Raw genomic sequence first — 25,593 nt, 5'->3', positions numbered from 1 at the left:
ACTTCGAACGTAAGTTCCAGTTAGCGGAGAACATTCATGTTCGCGGCGCGAACCTGGTGAATGGTCTGCTGTATATCGATCTCGAACGCGTGATTCCCGAGGCGAACAAGCCGCGCCGCATCGAAATCAACTAATTCTGTGGGCCGCTTCAGGCGGCCCTGCTAAGCAATCGGCTTGCCGTCAGGGAGCCAAAAGGTACTTACTCGCTTCTTAGAAGGAGATTATTATGCGTAACTACGATTTATCCCCACTGCTGCGTCAATGGATCGGTTTTGACAAACTGGCCAATGCCTTGCAAAACACTGGCGAAAGCCAGAGCTTCCCGCCTTATAACATCGAAAAGAGCGATGATAACCACTACCGCATTACCCTTGCGTTAGCCGGTTTCCGCCAGGAAGATCTGGATATTCAACTGGAAGGCACACGCCTGACCGTGAAAGGTACGCCGCAGCAGCCGGAAAAAGAGACCAAATGGTTGCATCAGGGGCTGGTCACTCAGCCGTTCAGCCTGAGCTTTACGCTGGCTGAAAATATGGAAGTCTCCGGCGCAAGCTTCACTAACGGCTTGCTGCATATCGATTTGACCCGGAATGAACCTGAAACCATCGCTCCACAACGTATCGCCATCAGCGAACGTCCCGTATTAGACAGTTAAATAGCTCCATGCCTTTGCCCCGCCAGAAATGACGGGGCTTTTTTGTGCCTCAGCCCACATGAAACTATGATCTGGGAGGGCAGGATGCCGGAAGCGCTGCCATTGCCAGAAAAAAGCATTCAGCAATTTCAAATCGACGTGAAGAAAAACAGTAAAGAACGTCCTTCTTAAGCGCTCCTGGGCGCTCTGTAGCATGATAATGTGCGCCACTCTGCATTCATGCCTGAACGGTTCAGTCATAATCTTCGTTAAATAAAATGTTATTCACAGGGAACAGGAAAATGAGTGATATAGCATTGACGGTCAGCGTTCTGGCAATGGTGGCAGTTGTCGGATTATGGATCGGCAACATAAAAATACGTGGTGTTGGTTTTGGCATCGGAGGCGTGCTGTTCGGCGGTATTATTGTCGGGCATTTTGTCGATCAGGCAGGGATGACCCTGAGCGGTGACATGCTGCATTTTATTCAGGAATTTGGCCTGATTCTTTTCGTCTACACCATCGGTATTCAGGTGGGGCCGGGCTTTTTTGCGTCACTGCGCGTTTCGGGCCTACGGCTGAATCTGTTTGCCGTGCTGATTGTTATCATGGGTGGCCTGGTCACCGCGATCCTGCATAAGATTTTTGCCATTCCCCTTCCCGTGGTGCTGGGCATTTTTTCCGGTGCGGTCACCAATACTCCGGCGTTAGGCGCGGGGCAGCAGATTCTGCGCGATCTGGGTACTCCTGTTGATGTGGTGGATCAGATGGGGATGAGCTATGCCATGGCTTATCCTTTTGGTATCTGCGGTATTTTGCTCACTATGTGGCTGATGCGCCTTATTTTTCGCGTTAACGTCGATGCCGAAGCCCATCAGCATGAATCCACGCTGACCAACGGACACGCTCTGATTCAGACGATGAATATCCGTGTGGAAAACCCGAACCTCAACAATATGGCGATTCAGGATGTCCCAATCCTGAACAGCGACAAAATCATCTGCTCACGTTTAAAACGTGAAGAAACATTGATGGTGCCGTCGCCGGGGACGATTATTCAGATGGGCGACCTGCTACACCTGGTTGGTCAGCCTGCTGATCTGCACAATGCGCAGGTGGTGATTGGGCAGGAGGTGGACACATCGCTGTCGACGCGAGGCACCGATTTACGCGTTGAGCGCGTGGTGGTGACCAACGAACAGGTGCTGGGGAAACGAATCCGCGACCTGCATTTCAAAGAACGTTACGACGTGGTTATCTCCCGTCTGAACCGTGCGGGGGTTGAGCTGGTAGCCAGCAGCGACGCCAGCCTGCAGTTTGGCGACATCCTCAATCTGGTTGGCCGACCTTCCTCGATTGATACTGTTGCCAATGTGGTGGGTAACGCCCAGCAAAAACTGCAGCAAGTGCAGATGCTGCCGGTATTTATCGGGATCGGGCTGGGTGTTCTGCTGGGTTCAATCCCGCTGTTCATTCCTGGGTTCCCGGTGGCGCTAAAACTGGGGCTGGCCGGTGGGCCACTGATTATGGCCTTGATCCTGGGGCGTATTGGCAGCATCGGTAAGTTGTATTGGTTTATGCCCCCCAGCGCTAACCTGGCGCTGCGAGAGTTGGGTATCGTGCTGTTTCTCGCAGTGGTTGGTCTGAAGTCAGGCGGTGATTTTGTTCATACCCTGACGCAGGGGGATGGCCTGAGCTGGGTGGGCTACGGTATTTTCATCACCGCGATTCCGCTGATTACTGTGGGGCTGTTGGCGAGGATTTTCGTCAAAATGAACTACCTCACGCTGTGCGGCATGCTGGCTGGCTCAATGACCGATCCGCCTGCACTGGCATTTGCTAACAACCTGCATGCCACCAGCGGGGCAGCGGCGCTGTCGTATGCGACCGTTTATCCGCTGGTGATGTTCCTGCGAATTATCACGCCGCAACTGCTGGCGGTGATTTTTTGGGGGATGGGTTAGTCAGGTTGAGTCTGGGTGGACGCGCCGTAAGTGGTAGTCCACCTGGTACTCGCTGGCGTTTCTGAACATCACCGAATAATTCAAAAACTCCCCGCTATCGCTGTAGGACAGTGAGGTAATCCGCAGCAATGGCGTCTGTTCAGGTACGTTCATCTGCGCGGAAAGCTGCTTATCGGCAAGAACGGGAGTCAGACTTTCATAGTTGCCGCTGATAGTTATTCCGCACTCTTTCTCGATGTAATCGAATTTTGACCCTTCCAGATGCGCCAGCGATAAATTACGGAATAATTTTACCGGCATGTAGCTGTCTTCAAGCATCAGCGGCTTGCCGTCCACATAGCGAACGCGACGTGAGAAGTAGATGCGTTCATTAATCTGGATACGCAGTTGGCTGGCAATTGCTGGTGGTGCGGGCATCACTTCAAATACCAGTACTTCACTGGTGACCTCTTTCCCTTGTCGCTTCAGTACTTCCGCCAGTCCGGTCAGGTTTGTGGTTTCATGATGGACATCTTTGCGCGCCACATAAGTTCCGCTCCCATGACGGCGTACGACCAATCCCCAGCCAATCAACATATCAATTGCTTTACGGATCGTCATTCGTGAAACCGCGAACTCTTGGGCAAGCTTTTTTTCACCCGGCAACGGGCTACCGATGTTGTAATCAGACGAATTCAGGCGAATTCGTAGTCGTTCCGCAATTGATTTGTAGATCACTACCAGACCTCTTTTTTCTTTTAATTACTGCACCATAAACCTTTTGATGTCTAACTTTTACGTAAAAAGTAGACCTCATTGCCGAAATTAAAACCATGAAAGCGATCACGAATCGCAGCGGCATGCCATGTCTGAAGGATCGCAACTTTCTATTCTCGTATCAGGCCAGCAATCACTACAAAAAAGGCCTCTCCCCTACTGGTTGTTATATGAGGATGTGAAAATGCTCAGTCAAATACAACGCTTTGGCGGCGCGATGTTCACCCCGGTGCTGCTGTTTCCCTTTGCCGGTATCGTCGTCGGTATCGCTATTATGCTGCGCAACCCGCTGTTTGTGGGTGAAGCGCTTACCGATCCCAACAGTTTGTTCGCACAAATCGTTCATATCATCGAAGAAGGTGGCTGGACGGTATTTCGCAATATGCCGCTGATTTTCGCCGTTGGTCTGCCGATCGGTCTGGCGAAACAGGCTCAGGGGCGCGCTTGTCTGGCGGTACTGGTCAGCTTTCTTACGTGGAATTACTTCATCAATGCCATGGGCATGACTTGGGGACATTTCTTCGGCGTGGATTTTAGCGCAGACCCGACGGCAGGTAGCGGCTTAACGATGATGGCCGGGATTAAAACACTTGATACCAGCATTATCGGCGCCATTGTCATTTCCGGTATTGTTACTGCCTTGCATAACCGTTATTTCGACAAACCCTTGCCAGTATTTCTCGGTATTTTTCAGGGAACATCGTTTGTGGTGATCATTGCCTTTCTGGTGATGATTCCCTGTGCCTGGCTGACGCTGCTGGGTTGGCCAAAGGTGCAGATGGGGATTGAATCTCTGCAAGCTTTTCTGCGTTCTGCGGGGGCGCTGGGGGTATGGGTGTATACCTTCCTTGAGCGTATTTTGATCCCGACCGGGCTGCATCACTTCGTCTATGGTCCATTTATCTTCGGCCCTGCGGCGGTGGAAGGCGGCATCCAGGTCTACTGGGCGCAGCATTTGCAGGAATTCAGCCAAAGCACAGAGTCGCTGAAAACACTGTTCCCGGAAGGGGGTTTTGCCCTGCACGGCAACTCGAAAATCTTTGGTTCATTAGGTATTGCTCTGGCGCTTTACTTCACGGCCTCTCCGGAAAACCGGGTGAAGGTGGCGGGACTGCTGATCCCCGCCACGCTGACGGCCGTGCTGGTGGGGATCACCGAACCGCTGGAGTTCACCTTCCTGTTTATCTCACCCTTGCTGTTTGCTGTACACGCCGTGCTGGCGGCGTCTATGGCAACGGTGATGTATCTCTGTGGGGTGGTAGGCAATATGGGCGGCGGCCTGCTTGATCAGTTCTTGCCGCAAAACTGGATCCCGATGTTCCACAACCATGCCGGAATGATGTTCACCCAGATAGCGATTGGCCTGGCCTTTACTGCACTCTATTTTGCCATCTTCCGCGCGCTGATCCTGCGCTTCAACCTGAAAACGCCGGGCCGGGAAGATAGCGAAATCAAACTCTACACCAAAGCTGACTATAAAGCCGCGCGTGGGCAAACCACCGCCGCTGCGCCAGACACCAAACTGGGACAGGCGGCCGGTTTTCTGCAAGCGTTAGGCGGCGCAGGCAATATCGAAAGTATTAATAACTGCGCCACTCGCCTGCGGATTGCGCTTCACGACATGGCGAAAACGCAAAGCGATGACGTCTTCAAAGCGCTGGGTGCACACGGTGTTGTGCGTCGCGGCAATGGTATTCAGGTCATTGTTGGTTTACACGTCCCTCAGGTACGCGACCAGCTCGAAACGCTAATGAAATCTACTTTATCAAACGAACAGATCCCCATGACGGAGGCAGTATCATGAAAAAATTCTCAGTGGTTATCGCAGGTGGTGGTAGTACCTTTACGCCGGGCATCGTGCTGATGTTGCTGGCAAATCAGGACCGTTTCCCGCTTCGTGCGCTGAAATTTTATGACAACGATGGCGCGCGTCAGGAGGTGATTGCCGAGGCGTGTAAAATCATCCTCAAAGAGCAGGCGCCGGAGATAGAGTTTAGTTACACCACCGATCCCAAAACTGCGTTTACCGATGTTGATTTCGTGATGGCACATATCCGCGTGGGTAAATACCCAATGCGTGAACAAGACGAGAAAATCCCGTTACGTCACGGGGTGTTAGGCCAGGAAACCTGTGGGCCGGGCGGGATTGCCTACGGCATGCGATCTATTGGCGGTGTGCTGGAACTGGTGGATTATATGGAAAAATATTCACCAAACGCCTGGATGCTTAACTACTCTAACCCGGCGGCAATTGTGGCTGAAGCCACGCGTAGACTGCGTCCAAATGCGAAAATCCTCAATATTTGCGATATGCCCATCGGTATTGAAGGACGGATGGCGCAGATCGTCGGCCTTAAAGATCGTAAACAGATGCGCGTGCGCTACTACGGGCTGAACCACTTTGGCTGGTGGACATCAATTGAAGATCTCCAGGGTAACGATTTGATGCCGAAGCTGCGTGAATACGTGGCGAAGCATGGCTATGTGCCGCCATCGAACGACCCGCATACGGAGGCGAGCTGGAACGATACCTTCGCTAAGGCGAAGGATGTGCAGGCGCTGGATCCGGACACCATGCCAAATACCTACCTGAAATACTATCTGTTCCCGGATTACGTGGTCCAGCACTCCAATCCGCAGCGTACCCGTGCCAACGAGGTTATGGATCACCGCGAAAAACAGGTGTTCGGTTCCTGCCGGGCCATTATTGAGGCGGGCCATTCTGCGGCCGGTGAACTGGAGATTGACGAACATGCTTCCTACATTGTTGATCTGGCGGCGGCCATCGCCTTTAACACTCAGGAGCGGATGCTGCTGATTGTGCCAAATAATGGTGCGATTCATAACTTTGATGATGAAGCGATGGTCGAGATCCCATGCCTGGTGGGGCATAACGGCCCGGAACCGCTGACGGTGGGGGATATCCCGCAGTTCCAGAAAGGGTTGATGAGCCAGCAGGTGGCGGTTGAGAAGCTGGTGGTCGATGCCTGGGAGCACCGCTCTTACCAGCGTTTGTGGCAGGCTATCACCCTGTCGAAAACCGTGCCGAGTGCGTCTGTAGCTAAAGCGATTCTGGATGATTTGATCGACGCGAACAAAGAGTACTGGCCGGAACTGCGCTAACCCAGTTGACCGGCATCCTCTGGGTGCCGGTCCGCATGTTTCAATACCGCCGACGGCGCATAGCCAAATTTGTGTTTAAACGCCTTGCTGAAATGAAACGAGTCAAAGAAGTTAAGTATATCAGCGACCTGCCCGACCGTATTTCCCTCCTGCTTTAGCAGCGACAGCGCCAGTTCCAGCCGCGCATCCAGATAGTATTCTTTCGGTGTTTTTCCGGTATAGCGTAAAAAAAGACGACGTAGCCAGGCTTCGCTACAGGGGATAGTGGCTGCCATATCCGCCACGCTCCACCGTTTTTGTAGACTGGCATGTAGAGTGGCAATCAGTTTTTCAATCTGTATTCGCTGTGGGTCTTTTTTACCTTCGGCGTAAATAAGACAAATCCATTGATAAATTATTTTTGTGAGAAAGGCGACTGCCAGATTATTTTTTATTGAGTCTGGGGATGTAATTAATCGCGAAACTTCGGTCAGCTCCTGATTATAAATATCACCATTATAAATAATGCTTTGTTGTCGTAGCGGAATATCCATTACGCTGGTTGGTGTGAATTCCATCCAGTATTGTTCCCATACCAATCCTTCACAGTGATAAGACTGTATATCGGTTGGTTTTAAAAAGATTATACAGTTTCCGGTAAGCGTGATTTGTTCACCGCCTTTAAGAAGGATTTTTCCACAGCCCTGGACGGTGTAGACCGCAACCCATGAATTAGCAATCAGCGGTTTTTTCTTATCACGTGGCCAAATAACCCGATAATGTTCGTCGGCATAGGTGTGCCACAGCGAGATCAATGAAATCCCGCTGGAGATCACACTTTCATGAATCAACAGGGGAATATTGTACGTAGTTTCGTTTTTTACATGCGAACTTTGCATCTTTCCATTCATTTTAATTTCCCACCGGAGAATTATGCCCACAACCTGAACTTAACAGAAAAAATCTGTTCAGGGATATGACGTTTTTATTTTAAGAAATCTGACTGCCTGACCCGGCGCACATTACCTTGCATTCCCCCTACAGCTGCCGGGACATAATGAAAAATAAGGGCTATGAGATGAATACGCTACAAATTCTGAGCTTTGTGGGCTTTACGCTGCTGGTGGCGCTAATCACCTGGTGGAAGGTACGTAAAACGGATACCGGATCGCAACAAGGGTATTTTCTTGCCGGGCGTTCATTGAAAGCGCCGGTGATTGCCGCGTCATTGATGTTAACTAATCTTTCAACCGAACAGTTGGTTGGTCTGTCTGGTCAGGCTTACAAAAGCGGAATGTCGGTTATGGGTTGGGAAGTCACCTCTGCGGTGACGCTTATCTTTCTGGCGCTGATTTTTCTACCTCGCTATCTGCAACGTGGTATCGCTACGATCCCAGATTTTCTGGAAGAGCGTTACGATAAAACCACGCGAATCATTATCGATTTTTGCTTTCTTATTGCCACTGGCGTCTGCTTCCTGCCGATTGTGCTTTATTCAGGGGCGCTGGCGCTGAATAGCCTTTTTCACATCGGTGAATCGCTGAATATTTCTCAGGGCGCAGCAATCTGGTTACTGGTTATTTTGCTGGGCCTTGCCGGGATTATTTATGCGGTGATCGGCGGTTTACGTGCGATGGCGGTGGCCGATTCTATCAATGGTATAGGGCTGGTGATTGGTGGATTGATGGTCCCCGTGTTCGGCCTGATTGCGATGGGAAAAGGCAGTTTTTTACAAGGTGTTGAGCAACTGACCACCGTACATGCGGAGAAATTAAACTCAATTGGTGGAGCGAACGATCCGCTGCCGATAGGTGCAGCCTTTACCGGTTTGATTCTGGTGAATACCTTCTACTGGTGTACTAATCAGGGCATCGTACAACGTACGCTGGCTTCCAAAAGCCTCGCCGAAGGGCAGAAAGGAGCATTGCTCACAGCGGTATTGAAAATGCTCGATCCACTGGTGCTGGTATTACCAGGTTTAATTGCTTTTCATCTATACCAGGATCTGCCAAAGGCGGATATGGCATATCCGACACTGGTAAATAACGTGCTGCCTGTCCCTTTGGTGGGGTTTTTCGGTGCCGTTTTATTCGGCGCGGTAATCAGTACATTCAATGGATTTTTAAACAGCGCCAGTACCTTATTTAGCATGGGAATATATCGGCGGATTATTAATCAACACGCCCAATCGGAACAGCTGGTTCGGGTTGGGCGTAAGTTCGGATTCTTTATCGCGGTAATTTCCGTGCTGGTAGCACCGTGGATCGCTAATGCACCGGAAGGACTCTACAGCTGGATGAAACAGCTCAACGGTATTTATAACGTGCCGTTGGTGACCATCATCATCATGGGATTCTTTTTCCCGCGCATCCCTGCGCTGGCAGCGAAAGTCGCTATGGGATTCGGTATCGTCAGCTACATCACCATTAATTATCTGGTGAAGTTCGACTTTCACTTCCTTTACGTACTGGCCTGTACCTTCTGCATCAACGTGGTGGTGATGCTGGTTATCGGCATTATCAAGCCGCGTGCGACGCCGTTTAAATTCCATGATGCTTTTGCGGTAGACATGAAGCCGTGGAAAAACGCCAAACTTGCCTCTGTCGGTATCCTGACCGCGATGCTCGGCGTCTATGCCGGACTGGCGCAGTTTGGAGGGTACAACACCCAATGGCTGACGATTCTCTGCTACTCAATTACGGCGGCAGTGATGATGTATTTAATTTACAGCAGCTGGCAGACGCGTCGTTTGGCCACTGCGCTTTCTGTCTCTGACGCTAAGGATAAAGCATGACCCGCCCTAATTTTCTGTTCATTATGACTGATACCCAGGCGACCAATATGGTCGGCTGTTATAGTGGTAAGTCGCTGAATACCAATAACATTGATAGCCTGGCGGCGGAAGGTATTCGCTTCAATTCTGCTTATACCTGCTCACCGGTGTGCACCCCGGCCCGCGCTGGGCTGTTTACCGGTATTTATGCCAACCAGTCCGGCCCGTGGACCAATAACGTCGCGCCGGGGAAAAATATCTCCACCATGGGACGCTATTTTAAGGATGCGGGCTATCACACCTGCTACATCGGCAAGTGGCATCTCGACGGGCACGATTACTTTGGTACCGGTGAGTGCCCGCCCGAATGGGATGCTGACTACTGGTATGACGGGGCAAATTACCTCGCGGAACTGACGGACAAAGAGATCGGTTTGTGGCGTAACGGTCTGAACAGCGTGGAGGATTTGCTGGCTAACAATATCAATGAAACCTTTACCTGGGCGCACCGCATCAGTAACCGGGCGGTTGATTTCCTCCGCCACCCTGCACGTGATGAAGAACCCTTCCTGATGGTAGTTTCCTACGACGAGCCGCATCACCCGTTTACCTGTCCCGTGGAGTATCTGCAGAAATATCAGGATTTTTATTATGACCTGGGGATGAAGGCGCACGACTCTTTGAGTAACAAACCTGAACATCATCGTCTTTGGTCTGAAGCGATGCCTTCACCGGTAGGTGATGATGGGCGCTATCACCATCCGCTCTATTTTGCCTGCAACGACTTTGTCGATGACCAGATTGGCCGGGTTATTAATACCTTAACGCCCGTGCAGCGGGACAACACCTGGGTCATTTACACCTCCGATCATGGCGAGATGATGGGGGCGCATAAGCTTATCAGTAAGGGGGCAGCGATGTATGACGACATCACGCGAATTCCGCTGATTATGCGCTCGCCTCAGGGAGAATCAATGCAGGTAGACACGCCGGTCAGCCATATCGATCTGCTGCCGACGATGATGGCGCTGGCGGGTATTGAGAAGCCACAAATCCTGCCGGGTGAAAACATCCTTACCGTTGAAAAACCACGCGGTGTGATGGTGGAGTTCAATCGTTATGAGATTGAACATGACAGTTTTGGCGGATTTATACCGGTACGTTGCTGGGTGACGGATGACTGGAAGCTGGTGCTGAACCTGTTTACCAGTGATGAGCTTTACGACAGACGAAACGATCCCGATGAGCTACACAACCAGATAGATTCGCCGCAATTAGCCGATGTTCGCTGCCAGATGCACGACGCGCTGCTGGACTATATGGATAAAATCCGCGATCCATTCCGCACCTATCAGTGGAGTTTACGTCCCTGGCGTCCTGACGCTGTACCGCGCTGGATGGGCGCTTTTCGCCCGCGCCCGCAAGACGGCTATTCTCCCGTGGTACGCGATTACGACACCGGTTTACCAACCCAGGGCGTAAAAGTGGAGGAGAAAAAGCAGAAGTTCTGACTACAATGCCAATTGGCGCAGATACTCATATTTGCACTTACCTGTCGGCCGGATAAGGCATTAGCCGCCATCCGGCAATGACAGCCAGAGGAGTTTGAATGAAAATTTCCCGCCTTGGAGAAGCCCCGGATTACCGCTTCTCACTGGCAAATGAGCGTACCTTTCTGGCGTGGATCCGTACCGCGCTGGGGTTTCTGGCGGCGGGGGTTGGTCTCGACCAACTGGCTCCGGATTTTGCCACGCCGGTAATTCGTGAGCTTTTGGCGCTGTTGCTGTGCCTGTTTGCCGGTGGTCTGGCGATTTATGGCTACCTGCGCTGGCTGCGTAATGAGAGGGCGATGCGCCTGAAAGAGGATTTGCCCTATACCCATAGCCTGTTAATCATCAGTCTGATTTTGTTTATTGTCGCGGTGATTGTCATGGGACTGGTGCTGTATGCCGGATAGCCGTAAGTCGCGACGTATCGCCGATCCGGGGTTACAACCGGAGCGAACATCGCTGGCCTGGTTTCGTACGCTTCTGGGTTATGGCGCGCTAATGGCGTTGGCGCTGAAGCACAACTGGCATCAGGCGGGCTTCCTGTTTTGGGTTTCAATTGTGGTGCTGGCGCTGGTGGCGATCGTTCTGTGGCGCTATACCCGCAGCCGTAATCTGATGGATGTTACGCATAGCGATTTTTCTGAATCTCGCGCGGTGCGTGACAAATTTATGATCTCCCTCGCGGTGTTATCCCTCGCAATACTGTTTGCTGTAACGCATGTCCGCCAACTTATTGCGTTTATCGGGAATTTAGCATGACAGGATGTCAGGTCATGGCCAAACCAGCCAGCTCTCGTTGTAACCTGGATTGTCGTTACTGTTTTTACATCGATAAACCCACTCAACCCGAAATGGATGACGCCACCTTAGAGACGTTTATTCGTCAGCATATCACCGCACAGCCGGGGGCTGACGTGATGTTCGCCTGGCAGGGCGGAGAGCCAACCCTCTGTGGCATCGACTTTTTCCGCCGCGTAGTGACGTTGCAAAAACAGTACGGGGAAGGGAAGAAAATCCATAACGCGTTCCAGACCAACGGGATTTTGCTCAACGACGAATGGTGTCAGTTTTTGCACGATAACGGCTGGCTGGTGGGGATTTCGTTGGATGGCCCCGCCGAGTTGCACGATGCTTATCGTGTTAACCGCAGCGGAAAACCGACTCACCATAAGGTGGTGGACGCCATTGCCAGGCTCCGTAAGCATCAGGTGGAGTTCAATCTGCTGGTAGTGGTTAATTCTCTGAACAGCCAGCGACCAGGGCAGATGTATCGCTACCTACGCCAGCTTGGCACGCCTTTTTTGCAGTTCATTCCGCTGGTTGAATATGATGAAGACGGTGAGCTTACCGCCGAATCCGTCCCGCCTCAGGCGTGGGGAACCTTCCTGAATTCCGTCTTTGATATCTGGGTCAGAGAAGATATTGGCCGCGTATTCGTCCAGTTATTTGATTCAACTCTGGGCGTATGGTGCGGACACCCGGCGCAGATGTGTTCGCTAAGCTCCACCTGCGGACATGCTTTTGCTCTGGAAGCGAATGGCGATTTGTATCAGTGCGATCACTATGTCCACCCAGATTTTCGCCTGGGTAATATTCATCGCACGTCGTTGAGTGAGCTCAACGCCAGCCCGTGGGCAGCGGCGTTTGGTCAGTCCAAGAGAACCACGCTGAGCGCGGAATGCCAGGCGTGTTCGCTATTACGCTTTTGCCATGGCGATTGTCCAAAGCATCGCGACAGCAGTGGAAAGAGTGCGATTTGCGGCGGATACAGCGCTTTCTTCAATCATACCGCGCCGCATATGCGCGTGATGCGTGATCTTCTGAAGCAACATCGCTCACCGATGGAACTGATGGCGATGCTGCGTTAAGTTCAGCGGCGTTTAACGTCCTTTGGTCAGATACTGAGCCATTTCGGCTTCCGGCACCATGCCGCCGCCGGTCGCCCACACCAGGTGGGTGGCGTTATTGAGCTGCTCCGCGCTGAAGCCGTGCATTTGCTGATAGTCAGCAGAAGCGCAAACGTGCTGCGGACCGGCCATCCCGGCCAGCGCCGACGGCTCAAGGCGAATGCCTTCTTCCTGCGCCAGCCAGCCCAGCATGTCGTACATAGTCTGATCGTCCAGGGTGTACAGACCGTCGAGCAGACGTTCCATTGCCCGGCCAACAAAGCCGGACGCGCGGCCCACCGCCAGCCCATCTGCCGCTGTCAGGTTATCGATGCCAATGTCCTGCACAGAAATCGTATCGTGCAGCCCGGTATAAATCCCCAGCAGCATGCACGGTGAATGGGTCGGTTCTGCGAAGAAGCAGTGCACGTTATCGCCGAATGCCAGCTTCAGGCCAAAAGCCACCCCGCCAGGCCCACCGCCGACGCCGCACGGCAGGTAAACAAACAGCGGATGGTCGGCATCCACCACGCGCCCCTGCTGCGCGAACTGCGCCTTCAGACGCTCGCCGGCGACCGCATAACCTAAAAACAACGTGCGGGAATTTTCATCATCGATAAAGAAACAGTTCGGATCGGATTGTGCCGCCTTACGGCCCTGCTCAACCGCCACGCCATAATCTTCTTCATACTCCACGACCGTCACGCCGTGGCTGCGCAGTTTGGCTTTTTTCCATGCGCGAGCGTCGGCAGACATATGAACCGTCACCTTAAAGCCGATACGGGCGCTCATAATGCCGATCGACATCCCAAGGTTGCCAGTGGAGCCTACGGCGATGCTGTACTGACTGAAGAACTGTTTAAACTCAGGCGAAAGCAGAATGCTGTAATCGTCTTGTGTGGTCAGCAGACCAGCCTCCAGCGCCAGTTTTTCCGCATGGGTTAGCACTTCATAAATACCGCCACGCGCTTTAATTGAGCCGGAAATCGGTAGATGGCTGTCTTTCTTCAGCAGAATTTCGCCGTTGATGCGCTGCCCATACTCTTTTTCCAGCCGCTTTTGCATCGCCGGGATCGCGGCCAGTTCAGATTCGATAATGCCGCCGGTGGCTGCGGTTTCCGGGAATGCTTGCGCCAGATACGGCGCGAAGCGCGTCAGACGAGCGTGGGCATCCTGAACATCGTGCTCTGTCAGGCCAACATACGGTAAACCTTCCGCAAGAGAGGTAGTGCCAGGGTTAAACCAGGTCGTCTCCTTGAGAGCGACCAGATCTTCCACTAAAGGATGCTGGGCGATAAGTGTTTGAATGTTTTCCATAGTCAGTCTCTTTGCGCTTAGATAATAAAGGAAAGCAGGAATGTGCAAACCAGTGCAATAACGGACGCGATAAATGTCGCGGTCGTATAATATTTGAACGTCTCATTTAGGGTGGCGCCGCAGTACTGCTTCACCAGCCAGAAGAGGGAATCGGTGACGATCGTGCAGCCAATCGCGCCGGAACCGATGGCAATGGCGATGATCTCCGGGCTAACGTTGGGGTAGAGCGGCAGCATCGGGGCCACGATTGCCGTCGCGCCCATCATCGCCACCGTGGCAGAGCCCACCGCAGCATGCAGGATTAACGCCACCAGCCAAGCCAGCAGAATCGGGTGCATATGCATGTTCGAGAGGATCAGCGCGAGAGTATCCGCCAGTCCGCTGCTCTTGAGGATAGCGTTGAATGCGCCGCCTGCGCCGATAATCAGCAAAATGTTAGCAATGGAGCCAAAACCGTTTTCGGTGTGGGTCAGCAGCGCACCCATGCCAATGTGCTGACGCAGGCCGAGAATGTAATAGGCCACGAAAACGGCAATAAACATCGCGGTGATCGGGTTACCAATAAACTCCAACAGCGTATAAACCGTGCTGCCTTTCGCCATGTTCAGCTCAGCGACGGTTTTTACCAGCATCAGGCCAATCGGCAGCAGTACGGTAAACAGCGTAGCGCCCAGCGATGGCAGCGTACTTTCGTCGCGCACCTTGAGGTCGGAAAACTCAGCCGGAACCGGTTTAAACGGCAGACGGTTACCGAGGAATTTCAGATACAGCGGACCGCCGATCAGCGAGGCCATTAAGCCCACCAGTAAGCCGTAGACAATCACGGTGCCAATGTCCGCGCCCAGCTTGTTCGCCACGAACAGGGCGGCTGGATGCGGCGGCACGACGCAGTGTACCGCCATCAGCGCTGTACATAACGGAATCGCCAGCTTCAGTAGCGAGGTATTGGTTTTTTTGGCAATTGAAAAGGCCAGAGGAATCAACAGCACTACGCCGACTTCAACAAACAGTGTGATCCCGCAAATCAGCCCGACCAGTACCATAATGACGTCAGCGGAAAGCCAGCGACAGCGCTGTAGCGTCAGGCCGATACGTTCGGCCGCGCCGGACACTTCCATCATTTTGCCAAGAATGGTCCCAAGGCCGATAACCGCGGCGAGGAAGCCCAGCGTACCGCCGATGCCACTCTCAATGGCATTGACCATATCCAGCGGCCCCATACCCATCATCGTACCCACGAAGAAGCTGGCTAACAGCAGCGCCAGAAACGGGTGGAATTTGAACTTCACGATGGTCAAAACGATTAACACGATGCTTATCAGCAGCGTGCTCACAACCCAGATTTGAGAGTGCATAACTCACCTTGCCCTGTGATTAATATAGGGTTATTGGACAAAAATAAGGCATGGTCTGACAAACGATATAAATCCCCTTTCACATGAGCCAGATTGCATCAAGTAGGTGATTTACGTCTAATTACGCTTTGTTTATGCGATATGGTTCACCTTGATTCATCTTTGTGCTGATTTTTGCAGCGAACTTTTTTACACTCCGGCGAATGAATCAGGAGGACAGGAGGTGAACATGGATCCCTTACGCGAGGTCAGAAATCGGCTGCTCAACGGCTGGCAGTTGTCAAAGCTGTATACCTTTGAAGTGGCGGCCCGGCACCAGTCGTTTGCGCTGGCGGCAGATGAGCTGTCATTAAGCCCCAGCGCTGTCAGCCATCGCATTAATCAGCTGGAAGATGAGCTGGGTATTCAGCTGTTTGTTCGTTCGCATCGTAAAGTGGAACTTACCCACGAGGGCAAGCGGGTATTCTGGGCGCTGAAATCATCGCTGGATACGCTGAATCAGGAAATCCTTGATATTAAAAATCAGGAGTTGTCCGGGACGCTCACCGTCTACTCACGGCCTTCTATCGCTCAGTGCTGGCTGGTTCCGGCGCTCGGCGACTTTACCCGTCGCTATCCGTCGATTTCGCTGACCATGCTGACCGGGAACGACAACGTCAATCTGCAGCGTGCCGGGGTCGATCTGGCCATCTATTTTGACGACGCGCCCTCCGCGCAGCTCACGCACCACTTCCTGATGGATGAAGAGATCCTGCCGGTATGCAGCCCGGACTACGCTCGCCGCCATGACCTTACCGGTTCGCTGGTGAATTTACCGCACTGTACGTTGCTGCATGACAGACAGGCGTGGAGTAACGACTCCGGGACCGATGAATGGCACAGTTGGGCGCAGCATTTTTCGGTGAATCTGCCGACATCGTCGGGAATTGGTTTCGATCGTTCTGATTTGGCGGTGATTGCGGCGATGAATCATATCGGCGTGGCGATGGGCCGAAAGCGGCTGGTGCAAAAACGCCTCGACAGTGGAGAGCTGGTTGCGCCTTTTGGCGATATGGCGCTGAAATGCCATCAGCACTACTACATCACCACCCTGCCTGGCAGACAGTGGCCGAAAATCGAGGCGTTTATTCGCTGGCTTCAGGAACAGGTTAAATAAGCAGGCCGCGAATATTTTTTACGCTTTCTCGCTACACGCAAAGTGAAAAAGCATGCTAAATACGTGATATCACTCCTGATGATTTGCGTAAGGACGACCGTGTTAAAGCCGATTGTTTCCCTTTTACTGTTAGCCAGCGCCACCGTGTGTGCCGCGCAACCTGTGCTGACTGCGGCGCAGTATGCGCAGCAGCTTGGCGTTGGGATGGACGTAGACTGGGCGCGCACCGATCGGGGTATCCGTGAATTCGATCCGCTGGTGGTGCGGGATTACAAGGCGAAAGGGTTAACCCACGTGCGCATTCGCGTGGCGGGAGAGCCTACGGAGGCGCGGCTTATACATCTGCGCAAGCTGGTGGAAGCCTGCGAGCAGTATGGCGTGATCCCGATAATTGCCTATCAGGCTGACGAATATAAAAAAGATCCCAGTACCGGTAACGAAAAAGAGGTGGTTAACTGGTGGGTGGCGGTGGCGCATTACTTTGGTCAAAGCTCGCCGTTGCTGGGTTTCGACCTGATATACGAACCCTCTGATAAGCTCAACCATAATCAGGTATCGCTCAATCGGGTGTATGACAAAACCATTCGTACTGTCCATGCCATCGACCCGCAGCGGATGATTTTTATCGCGCCGCGACTACGCGCCGCGCCGGAAGATTTGCCTGACCTGAAACTGCCGCCGCAAAGTCAGAATACCGTGCTGGCTCAATGGCATATTTTTCCGTGGGGGCCGCTGAAAAATAATGGTAAATATCCGTGGACCTCAGGCACAGCGGCAGAAAAGGCCGCTATTCGCGCCCGTATCAATACCGCCATTCACTGGCAGCAGAAAACAGGTCATGTCAGTTGGGTGGGAGGCTGGTCGCCAGGAGAAACAATCAGGAACGCGCCTTCTGCCTCGCAAATGGCGTTTGCCCGATTTATGGCGTGCGAACTGAAAAAAGCGAAAATTCCCTATGCTATCAATGCGGATACGCAGTTTTATGATGGCGAGGAAGGCGCCTGGCGTCCGGCGCTGGAGCCGTTACTGACGACGATGATCGCGCCTGAATGCGAAAAGCCCGGCGATAAGCCGGGCCATCATACGCTTAAACCGCCTGCCCCTGATGCGACACGCGTGACGCCAGCGGAAGCCAGCAAACAAAAATCAACAGTCCCATAAGGGTCATCAGCAGGCCCAGACTGGCTTGCCCGGTCTGCGGCAGCATTGCAGAGAACCACGCCAGCACGCCGGAACCAATATTCTGTAATCCCCCAACCAGCGCACCGGCAGTGCCTGCCAGGAATGGGAAAGGCTCCATTGCGCCACTGGTTGCCAGCGGAAACAGCATCCCGGCACCGAAGAAAAATAGTGCGGCGGGAATCAGCAGCGTCCAGACGTTCATCACGTCAAACAGGCCCGGGATCCACATCATTAAACCGGCTACCAGACAGCAGATAACCGACTGCCACATCAGCGTCGAGAAACGCTTATTCGGGCGACCGGCGAACCAGGCGCCGAAAAATGCCGCCGGGATGGGCAGAATAAACAGGATACTGACCACCATGCTGCTTAAACCGAGCCTTGCGCCCAACAATACCCCGGAGCAGGCCTCGAAGACCGCAACGCCCGCCAGGCCGCCGATCAGCATCAGCACGTAACAGGTGAAAGAACTGTTACCAAACAGCGTTTTATAGCTGGCGATAAGGCGTGGACGCGGTGCGCCCGCAGGACGCGTTTCCGGCATCCAGCGCGCCATGCTAAACGTGACGCCCGCGCACAGAACCAGCAGGAAGATGTAACAGGCGCGCCAGTTCCACAGGGTATCCAGCATGCCGCCAATCAGCGGGGCCAGCAGTGGACTCACCAGAATCCCCATGTTTAACAAACTATTCGCGTGGCGCAGCTGCGTGCCTTCGTACAGATCGCGCGGTAAGGTTCGCGCCATTACACCGCCGACGCCTGTTCCCATGCCCTGGATTGCACTGGCGATAATCAGTACCGTCAGGCTGTGGGTGGTAATCGCGACCAGCGTGGCCAGCATAAAAATAGACATTCCGGCGAGGATCACCGGACGGCGGCCAACGCGATCGGAAAGTGGGCCGTAAAACAGTTGTGACAGGCCGTAGGTCAGCAGGTAGGCGGCCATTACGCTTTGCACCGCTCCTTCGCGAACGTTCAGTTCACGCGCCATATCAGCAATCGCGGGGATATAAATGGTTTGCGCCATCTGACCTACCGCCACCAGTAATACCAACATCAACAACAAATTGACGCTTCTATGCCTTTTCATTTCGCTGATTACTTTTAAAAAAGAGAAAAAAGAAGAATAAGGTGCTGTACTTTCCCATAAATGCGCGTGGAATCTACCACAACAGAAAAAGAAGGCCAGATAGTGGGCTGGAATGTTTACGCGATGAACGGCAGGAAATGTAAACAAAAAGCGGCAACAAATGTTGCCGGATTGCATCGGCTTTACGGCGCGATCATGACAAGCGAAGTAAGACAGCGCCTACGGCAATACCGGCGGCCGCGACAAGGCGTATTCCGGCAACCTTTTCTTTCAGCAGCAGCCAGGCGAGTAGAGCACCAAACAGAATGGAGGTTTCACGCAGCGCTGCGACCACCGCCAACGGAGCCTGGGTCATGGCCCACAGCGCCAGACCGTAAGAACCCATCGTACCAATTCCACCCAGAATACCTTTCTTCCACTGCTGTACCAGATAGCGTGACGCTTCCCGGCGCCGGGCGATCATCGCCCAGCCCAGCAGACAGGAACCGTTCAGAAAGAAGGTCCACAGCGTATAACCGAGCGCGGTTTCTGATAAGCGTACGCCGGTGCCATCAACCAGCGTGTAACCGGCAATAAAGCAGGCGTTAATGAGCGCCAGTACGATCCCGCGTTGTGAGCTGCTGCGTCCGTTAAATGCCATGCCGAGAATGGCCAGACAGATCGTAGCAATCCCCACCCAGGCAAACACAGACAGGCTATCGCCAAGGAACAAGACGCTGATAATCGCAACCAGCAGCGGTGCTGTCCCACGCATCAGAGGATAGGTCTGACTCATATCCGAAACCTGATAGGTTTTGGCGACCAGGACCGTATACACCACTTGCAACGCGGTTGAGACGGCCAAAAACGGCAGGCTGGCGGCGGAAGGCTGAGGCGCGAAGGGTAAGCAGATCAATGCCATAATCGCCGCGGAGCCGCTGACGCCAATCGCCGAGTACAGTTTATCGTTTCCAGCTTTAACAATGGCATTCCAACTGGCATGCAGCAGCGCGGCAAACAGCAAAATGCAGAAAACAGAAAGCGTCATGGTGGCGTTCTTCCCTGAGAATGTCATAAAAACGTAACATATTGGCGCGAGACAAGCACCAGGGAGAAGGTGAAAGGGGAGCGGAGTGTTACCCGCTCCCCTTAGGTGCGACTTGAATCCGAATTACTTAACGTATTTCAGAACGGCATCAAGTAGTTGCAGTGCTGCAACAATGAGTTTGAGGATAAGAATAGCGATATCCACGAGGCTCATACGCTCTCCTTTTGGTACAAGGAGCACGGTGCTGACGTACCTCGCCGCTGCCTGTTGCCAGCACCTTTGTTGACATAACACAGTGTGCTCACACGGGGGTTAAGGCGCTGACGGCACCACCCGTTTCAGCCAGGACTTTGATGCGCCGGTTTACGATGCGGCCCCCGCATAACACATTGCGTACCGAGACATTATAGATAAGTACTGTATAAATTAACAGTATTTTATGGACATTGTGTCATTCATGTTCCATACTCAAAACCATCAAAATTCGTGCCGAAATTGCGTGTTCTTCGCAGAACGCGTATACTTTTTCCGTTGACATAACACAGTGTGTTCGGCGGCTACCAACCGCACAGCGCTGAAAAAAACCTCGCTCCGGCGGGGTTTTTTGTTTTCCGACTCTGCACAGCGAAATGTGATCGTTGACGCATTTTTATGCAGATGAAAATTTTTCCATTGTCACGCTGAAAAACCTGTGTTTGTATAAATCCAGTTAATCAACAAACAGACAGGTCCCTAATGAACCCTTCCATGCTGACTGCGACCCTACTAAAAACTGCGCCATCTCGCGCAGCGGTCGTCGTGCGTGTGGTGGTGGTCGTCGGCAATGCGCCGTAGGGTCCGGATCAACACACGATTCCAAAACCCCGCCGGCGCAAACCGGGCGGGGTTTTTCGTTTAAGAGACCTGCCCGAAGCAAAGGCCCAGAATAAAAGGACTGGAGCATGGCAAGTTCGGGCATAACATCCAAGCGTACGCGTTTTACGGGCGCAGAATTCATCGTTCATTTCATGGAACGCCAGGGGATTCAGGTGGTCACCGGTATTCCTGGCGGATCGATTCTTCCCGTCTATGACGCCTTGAGCCAAAGCACGCAAATCCGTCATATCCTGGCGCGCCACGAGCAGGGCGCGGGGTTTATCGCGCAGGGGATGGCGAGAACCGATGGTAAACCCGCCGTCTGTATGGCCTGCAGCGGACCGGGTGCGACCAACCTGGTGACCGCCATTGCCGACGCGCGGCTGGATTCTATCCCGCTGGTGTGTATCACCGGGCAGGTTCCGGCCTCAATGATCGGGACCGACGCCTTCCAGGAAGTCGATACCTACGGCATCTCTATCCCCATCACCAAGCACAACTATCTGGTCCGCCATATCAGTGAATTACCGCAGGTCATGAGCGATGCGTTCCGCATTGCGCAGTCCGGCCGTCCGGGCCCGGTGTGGATAGACATTCCTAAGGATATTCAAACCGCCGTTTTTGAAATTGAAGAGATGCCGGAGCCCGCGCAGAAAATGGCGGCACCGGCGTTCAGCCAGGACAGCATTCGCGATGCCGCAGCTATGATTAACGCCGCACAGCGTCCGGTGCTGTATCTCGGCGGCGGCGTGATTAACGCGCCTGAGCGGGTTCGTGAACTGGCAGAAAAAGCCATGCTGCCCACCACCATGACCTTAATGGCGCTCGGTATGTTGCCGAAAGCGCATCCGCTGTCGTTAGGCATGCTGGGTATGCACGGCGCGCGCAGCACTAACTTTATTCTGCAAGAAGCGGACTTATTGATTGTTCTGGGCGCGCGTTTTGATGACCGGGCGATTGGTAAAACCGAGCAGTTCTGTCCGAACGCCAAAATCATCCATGTGGATATCGACCGCGCGGAACTGGGTAAAATCAAACAGCCGCACGTGGCAATTCAGGCGGATGTCGATGAGGTTCTGGCGCAACTGATCCCATTAATTGACGCGCAGCCGCGAGAGTCGTGGCATCAAATGGTGGCCGATTTACAACGCGAATTCCCCTGCAGCATTCCGCAGGAAAGCGACCCGCTCAGCCACTATGGGCTGATCAACGCCGTAGCGGCCTGCGTGGATGACAATGCCATTATCACCACCGACGTAGGCCAGCATCAGATGTGGGCCGCACAGGCTTACCCGCTGAACCGTCCGCGTCAGTGGCTGACCTCCGGCGGTCTGGGAACCATGGGCTTTGGCCTGCCGGCGGCAATTGGCGCAGCGCTGGTCAACCCGGACAAAAAGGTGCTGTGCTTCTCCGGCGACGGTAGCCTGATGATGAATATTCAGGAAATGGCAACGGCCAGCGAAAATCAGCTGGATATTAAAATCATCCTGATGAATAACGAAGCGTTGGGTCTGGTGTATCAGCAGCAGAGTTTGTTCTATAAGCAGGGCGTTTTTGCGGCGACATATCCGGGGATGATTAACTTTATGCAGATAGCCGCCGGGTTTGGCCTCGAAACCTGCGATTTGAATAACGAAGCGGATCCACAGGCAGCGTTGCAGGAGATTATTAATCGCCCTGGACCTGCGCTGATCCACGTGCGCATCGATGCCGAAGAAAAAGTGTACCCGATGGTGCCGCCGGGTGCGGCAAACACAGAAATGGTGGGGGAATAAGCCATGCAACAGCAGACTCATGACAACGTAATCCTGGAACTCACCGTACGCAACCATCCGGGCGTAATGACCCACGTCTGCGGGCTGTTTGCCCGCCGCGCGTTCAACGTGGAAGGCATTCTCTGTCTACCGATTCAGGACAGCGACAAGAGCCGCATCTGGCTACTGGTCAACGACGATCAGCGTCTTGAGCAGATGATAAGCCAGATCGACAAGCTGGAAGATGTGGTGAAAGTGGCCCGCAACCAGTCCGACCCGTCGATGTTTAACAAAATCACGGTTTTCTTTGAGTGAGTTAGTCGCCGTCTGAATCCGGGGTGATGACTTTGACAGAGCCGTTCCGGCAGTGGGTTGCATAATCTGCCGGCAACGGGCGATCGCTTATCAGTACGTCAAAAGTGGAAAGCGGACCAATGCTGGCGGGAGCAACCTCATCAAACAGGGCGTGGCGGGTCAGCAGAATTTTGCGCAATCCGCGTTCCATCGCTTTGCGTTTGGTGGCCAGATCGTCCGGATTGAACCAGCTAACGCCGAAATGCTCATGGACTCCGCTGGCAGAGATAAACACTTTTCGTGGGTTGAGCGCATCCAGCGGAGAGGGATTGCTGGTGTCGTAAAAGGCATCACTTTTCGCCCGATAGGTGCCCCCGCAAAGAATCACCGTGGCGTTGGGTTTTTCATTTAGCGCCACGAATACCCGGTGTGAGTAGCAAATTCCGGTAAAGGTAATATCGTCCGGGATCATGCTGACGACTAATGGCATTTCGGCACCATTATCAAAAAAGACCAGATCGTTTTCACTGACCAGTCCTGCGGCCAGAATGGCAACCGGTAAATCGTCGCGATGATACTGCTTTTGCACGGGGAGCGGAGCGTTAACGAGGGTGGCGGGCTTGTTCACCATCACGATGTAACCACCGAGTAGCGTAAGCGGCAATGGTTCGTCATCCTGGCTGAGATCCCGACGGATGGTCATCACGGAAACCTCCAGCATGCGCGCCGCCTCTTTCAGATGGATTCTGTCGGTCTTCTTCAACAATTCCATCAGACGTCGAATTCGTTCTTTTTGCTTGGTTTCCATGCACACTCTCCACGAATCATGTTTTCATGTTCCTTCAGTAACATTTATGTGTTTCTGGGAACATGATATTGCTGCATTACTATACGTCTGACCATTGGGAAATAAAAGCGTGTTTTTACACGTTTTATTGATTATAAGCAGCGAGTTTTCAGTCAATTGTAAGCAAGTTAATCATTTTGAGTGTGATAGAGACGCAACATTTAGCATAATAAATAAACAATAAAATGATCCTCCAATCGCGATCCTAGTCACAAATGATACGGAAGTAACATGATAATGTTATTTTAATATCATTGTTGTGTGATTGTTTCTGAGAGGTAGTAAAATGGATATCGCGGTTATTGGCTCCAACATGGTGGATCTCATCACCTACATCAACCAGATGCCCAAAGAAGGGGAAACGCTGGAAGCACCCGCCTTTAAAATTGGTTGTGGCGGTAAAGGGGCAAATCAGGCCGTTGCGGCTGCTAAGCTCAATTCCAAAGTGCTGATGCTGACGAAAGTCGGTGATGATATTTTTGCGGATAACACCATTCGTAATCTCGAATCCTGGGGGATTAATACGACCTATGTCGAAAAGGTACCCTGCACCAGCAGCGGCGTTGCACCGATCTTTGTTAATGCAAACTCCAGCAACAGCATTCTGATTATTAAAGGTGCCAACAAGTTTCTCTCCCCGGAAGATATCGATCGCGCGGCGGAAGATCTGAAAAAGTGTCAACTTATTGTCCTGCAGCTGGAAGTACAGTTGGAAACGGTTTATCACGCGATTGAATTCGGTAAAAAACACGGTATTGAAGTGTTATTAAATCCCGCTCCTGCATTACGGGAATTAGATATGTCTTATGCCTGTAAATGCGATTTCTTCGTGCCAAATGAAACCGAGCTCGAAATATTAACCGGTATGCCGGTGGATACCTATGACCATATTCGCGCCGCGGCACGTTCTTTGGTCGATAAAGGTCTGAACAATATTATCGTCACCATGGGGGAGAAAGGTGCTCTGTGGATGACGCGTGACCAGGAAGTCCATGTCCCGGCGTTTAAAGTGAACGCTGTCGATACCAGTGGCGCAGGTGACGCTTTCATCGGTTGTTTTGCCCACTATTACGTTCAAAGCGGTGATGTCGAAGCCGCCATGAAAAAAGCCGCTCTCTTCGCTGCATTCAGCGTTACCGGGAAAGGCACTCAATCATCTTATCCAAGCATCGAACAATTTAATGAGTTTCTTACCTTAAACGAATAATACTCCTGCATTGTAAAAGGTAGCACTATGAACGATAAAAACATCATTCAGATGCCCGACGGCTATCTGAATAAGACGCCTCTGTTCCAGTTTATTTTGTTATCCTGTTTATTCCCTTTATGGGGATGCGCAGCCGCATTAAATGATATTCTGATTACGCAATTCAAAAGCGTATTCTCACTCAGCAACTTTGCTTCGGCATTAGTTCAGAGTGCCTTTTATGGCGGTTATTTTTTAATTGCGATTCCAGCATCTTTGGTGATTAAAAAGACCAGTTATAAAATCGCCATCTTAATGGGACTGACCCTTTATATTGTTGGCTGTACGCTCTTTTTCCCGGCATCGCACATGGCCACCTACACCATGTTCCTCGCGGCAATTTTTGCGATTGCGATTGGCCTGAGCTTCCTGGAAACTGCAGCCAACACCTACAGCTCCATGATTGGCCCAAAAGCGTATGCCACCCTGCGCCTGAACATCAGCCAGACCTTTTACCCCATTGGCGCAGCAGCCGGTATTCTGCTGGGTAAATATCTGGTCTTCTCTGAAGGCGAGAGTCTGGAAAAACAGATGGCTGGGATGAACGCGGAGCAGATCCACAACTTTAAAGTGTTGATGCTGGAAAATACCCTTGAGCCTTACAAGTACATGATTATGGTACTGGTTGTGGTGATGGTGTTGTTCCTGCTGACCCGCTTCCCGACCTGTAAAGTCGCGCAAACGGCGAGTCATAAACGTCCGTCAGCGATGGATACGCTGCGTTATCTGGCCAGCAATGCCCGTTTCCGCCGTGGGATTGTGGCGCAGTTCCTGTACGTGGGGATGCAGGTCGCGGTGTGGTCAT

General features: G+C 52.5%; 26 protein-coding genes. 17 read left to right on the top strand and 9 right to left on the bottom strand.

Annotated features, from left to right (window positions below; all coding sequences use genetic code 11):
• Both KQJ19_RS15430 and ibpB read left to right on the top strand, forming a co-directional pair.
• The coding region (locus KQJ19_RS15430; RefSeq protein WP_216403822.1) for an Hsp20 family protein at positions 1-134 on the top strand (134 nt) is incomplete at its 5' end.
• Between the two features lie 92 nt (positions 135-226).
• Entirely contained in the window at positions 227-655 is a 429-nt protein-coding gene (ibpB, locus tag KQJ19_RS15425) for a small heat shock chaperone IbpB (protein ID WP_103767049.1), read from the top strand.
• Here the strand turns inward: ibpB and KQJ19_RS15420 are convergent.
• Complete coding sequence (locus tag KQJ19_RS15420; protein WP_146050128.1) at positions 644-865, bottom strand: hypothetical protein; 222 nt, start codon at positions 863-865, stop codon at positions 644-646. The genes ibpB and KQJ19_RS15420 overlap by 12 nt on opposite strands.
• A gap of 71 nt (positions 866-936) precedes the next feature.
• Between KQJ19_RS15420 and KQJ19_RS15415 the strand changes: the two genes are divergently transcribed.
• Positions 937-2,598 (top strand): putative transporter, encoded by a 1,662-nt coding sequence (locus tag KQJ19_RS15415; protein WP_046276202.1) that lies wholly within the window; start codon positions 937-939, stop codon positions 2,596-2,598.
• On the opposite strand, the gene KQJ19_RS15410 is transcribed toward KQJ19_RS15415, so the two are convergent.
• Complete coding sequence (locus KQJ19_RS15410; protein WP_200080327.1) at positions 2,599-3,315, bottom strand: GntR family transcriptional regulator; 717 nt, start codon at positions 3,313-3,315, stop codon at positions 2,599-2,601.
• A gap of 223 nt (positions 3,316-3,538) precedes the next feature.
• On the opposite strand from KQJ19_RS15410, the gene KQJ19_RS15405 reads away from it, so the two are divergent.
• Complete coding sequence (locus tag KQJ19_RS15405) at positions 3,539-5,158, top strand: alpha-glucoside-specific PTS transporter subunit IIBC (protein ID WP_181221018.1); 1,620 nt, start codon at positions 3,539-3,541, stop codon at positions 5,156-5,158.
• Positions 5,155-6,477 (top strand): 6-phospho-alpha-glucosidase, encoded by a 1,323-nt coding sequence (locus KQJ19_RS15400; protein WP_019078008.1) that lies wholly within the window; start codon positions 5,155-5,157, stop codon positions 6,475-6,477. Before KQJ19_RS15405 ends, KQJ19_RS15400 begins: the two co-directional genes overlap by 4 nt.
• Here the strand turns inward: KQJ19_RS15400 and KQJ19_RS15395 are convergent.
• Complete coding sequence (locus KQJ19_RS15395; RefSeq protein ID WP_047498785.1) at positions 6,474-7,367, bottom strand: AraC family transcriptional regulator; 894 nt, start codon at positions 7,365-7,367, stop codon at positions 6,474-6,476. The genes KQJ19_RS15400 and KQJ19_RS15395 overlap by 4 nt on opposite strands.
• A 167-nt stretch (positions 7,368-7,534) precedes the next feature.
• On the opposite strand from KQJ19_RS15395, the gene KQJ19_RS15390 reads away from it, so the two are divergent.
• From KQJ19_RS15390 to KQJ19_RS15370, 5 genes are all read left to right on the top strand, one after another.
• Positions 7,535-9,250 (top strand): solute:sodium symporter family transporter, encoded by a 1,716-nt coding sequence (locus KQJ19_RS15390; protein ID WP_047499146.1) that lies wholly within the window; start codon positions 7,535-7,537, stop codon positions 9,248-9,250.
• Positions 9,247-10,740, top strand: coding sequence for a sulfatase-like hydrolase/transferase (locus KQJ19_RS15385; RefSeq protein WP_049282845.1), 1,494 nt, complete (start codon positions 9,247-9,249; stop codon positions 10,738-10,740). Before KQJ19_RS15390 ends, KQJ19_RS15385 begins: the two co-directional genes overlap by 4 nt.
• Positions 10,741-10,838: 98 nt before the next feature.
• Positions 10,839-11,186 carry a DUF202 domain-containing protein gene (locus tag KQJ19_RS15380; RefSeq protein ID WP_016157812.1) on the top strand — a complete coding sequence of 116 codons (348 nt, stop codon included), beginning with the start codon at positions 10,839-10,841 and terminating at the stop codon, positions 11,184-11,186.
• Positions 11,176-11,538 carry a DUF202 domain-containing protein gene (locus KQJ19_RS15375; RefSeq protein WP_016155058.1) on the top strand — a complete coding sequence of 121 codons (363 nt, stop codon included), beginning with the start codon at positions 11,176-11,178 and terminating at the stop codon, positions 11,536-11,538. The genes KQJ19_RS15380 and KQJ19_RS15375 overlap by 11 nt, the downstream gene beginning before the upstream one ends.
• Entirely contained in the window at positions 11,535-12,647 is a 1,113-nt protein-coding gene (locus KQJ19_RS15370; RefSeq protein ID WP_160312099.1) for an anaerobic sulfatase maturase, read from the top strand. The genes KQJ19_RS15375 and KQJ19_RS15370 overlap by 4 nt, the downstream gene beginning before the upstream one ends.
• A gap of 12 nt (positions 12,648-12,659) precedes the next feature.
• Here KQJ19_RS15370 and dsdA read toward each other — a convergent pair whose 3' ends face one another.
• Positions 12,660-13,982, bottom strand: coding sequence for a D-serine ammonia-lyase (dsdA, locus tag KQJ19_RS15365; RefSeq protein ID WP_200012684.1), 1,323 nt, complete (start codon positions 13,980-13,982; stop codon positions 12,660-12,662).
• 17 nt (positions 13,983-13,999) lie between these two features.
• Positions 14,000-15,337, bottom strand: coding sequence for a D-serine transporter DsdX (gene dsdX, locus KQJ19_RS15360; RefSeq protein WP_016157809.1), 1,338 nt, complete (start codon positions 15,335-15,337; stop codon positions 14,000-14,002).
• Positions 15,338-15,566: 229 nt separating this feature from the next.
• Here dsdX and dsdC point away from each other — a divergent pair, with 229 nt between their 5' ends.
• Both dsdC and KQJ19_RS15350 read left to right on the top strand, forming a co-directional pair.
• Entirely contained in the window at positions 15,567-16,493 is a 927-nt protein-coding gene (gene dsdC / locus KQJ19_RS15355) for a DNA-binding transcriptional regulator DsdC (protein WP_016155054.1), read from the top strand.
• A 78-nt stretch (positions 16,494-16,571) separates the two neighbouring features.
• The gene (locus KQJ19_RS15350; protein ID WP_085055756.1) at positions 16,572-17,654 is read left to right on the top strand and encodes a cellulase family glycosylhydrolase; all 1,083 of its coding nucleotides are present in this window, start codon (positions 16,572-16,574) and stop codon (positions 17,652-17,654) included.
• Here KQJ19_RS15350 and emrD read toward each other — a convergent pair.
• The 3 genes from emrD to tisB form a co-directional block, all read right to left on the bottom strand.
• Positions 17,581-18,765, bottom strand: a complete 1,185-nt coding sequence (emrD, locus tag KQJ19_RS15345) for a multidrug efflux MFS transporter EmrD (RefSeq protein WP_046276195.1) — start codon at positions 18,763-18,765, stop codon at positions 17,581-17,583. The genes KQJ19_RS15350 and emrD overlap by 74 nt on opposite strands.
• Positions 18,766-18,958: 193 nt before the next feature.
• A complete protein-coding gene (locus KQJ19_RS15340; protein ID WP_016157806.1) occupies positions 18,959-19,792 on the bottom strand; it encodes a DMT family transporter in 834 nt (277 codons plus the stop codon).
• A gap of 123 nt (positions 19,793-19,915) precedes the next feature.
• The gene (gene tisB / locus KQJ19_RS15335; protein WP_003023909.1) at positions 19,916-20,005 is read right to left on the bottom strand and encodes a type I toxin-antitoxin system toxin TisB; all 90 of its coding nucleotides are present in this window, start codon (positions 20,003-20,005) and stop codon (positions 19,916-19,918) included.
• 522 nt (positions 20,006-20,527) lie between these two features.
• Between tisB and ivbL the strand changes: the two genes are divergently transcribed.
• The 3 genes from ivbL (at position 20,528) to ilvN (ending at position 22,716) form a co-directional block, all read left to right on the top strand.
• Complete coding sequence (gene ivbL / locus KQJ19_RS15330; protein WP_003827118.1) at positions 20,528-20,626, top strand: ilvB operon leader peptide IvbL; 99 nt, start codon at positions 20,528-20,530, stop codon at positions 20,624-20,626.
• A gap of 107 nt (positions 20,627-20,733) precedes the next feature.
• A complete protein-coding gene (gene ilvB, locus KQJ19_RS15325) occupies positions 20,734-22,422 on the top strand; it encodes an acetolactate synthase large subunit (RefSeq protein WP_016155049.1) in 1,689 nt (562 codons plus the stop codon).
• Positions 22,423-22,425: 3 nt separating this feature from the next.
• Positions 22,426-22,716, top strand: coding sequence for an acetolactate synthase small subunit (gene ilvN / locus KQJ19_RS15320; protein ID WP_003023914.1), 291 nt, complete (start codon positions 22,426-22,428; stop codon positions 22,714-22,716).
• 1 nt (position 22,717) lies between these two features.
• On the opposite strand, the gene KQJ19_RS15315 is transcribed toward ilvN, so the two are convergent.
• Positions 22,718-23,503 carry a DeoR family transcriptional regulator gene (locus KQJ19_RS15315; protein ID WP_016157805.1) on the bottom strand — a complete coding sequence of 262 codons (786 nt, stop codon included), beginning with the start codon at positions 23,501-23,503 and terminating at the stop codon, positions 22,718-22,720.
• Positions 23,504-23,828: 325 nt separating this feature from the next.
• On the opposite strand from KQJ19_RS15315, the gene rbsK reads away from it, so the two are divergent.
• Together rbsK and KQJ19_RS15305 are read left to right on the top strand one after the other, a co-directional pair.
• A complete protein-coding gene (rbsK, locus tag KQJ19_RS15310; RefSeq protein WP_003827124.1) occupies positions 23,829-24,749 on the top strand; it encodes a ribokinase in 921 nt (306 codons plus the stop codon).
• A 27-nt stretch (positions 24,750-24,776) separates the two neighbouring features.
• Positions 24,777-25,593, top strand: an 817-nt coding sequence (locus KQJ19_RS15305; RefSeq protein WP_216403821.1) for an MFS transporter, incomplete at its 3' end; no start/stop codon positions are given.

This window comes from Citrobacter sp. S46_ASV_140, from assembly GCF_018919545.1.
GTDB classification, from domain to species: Bacteria; Pseudomonadota; Gammaproteobacteria; order Enterobacterales; family Enterobacteriaceae; genus Citrobacter; species Citrobacter braakii.
Note: the sequence above shows the minus strand (reverse complement) of the source record. Positions and strands in the feature narration are given on the sequence as shown.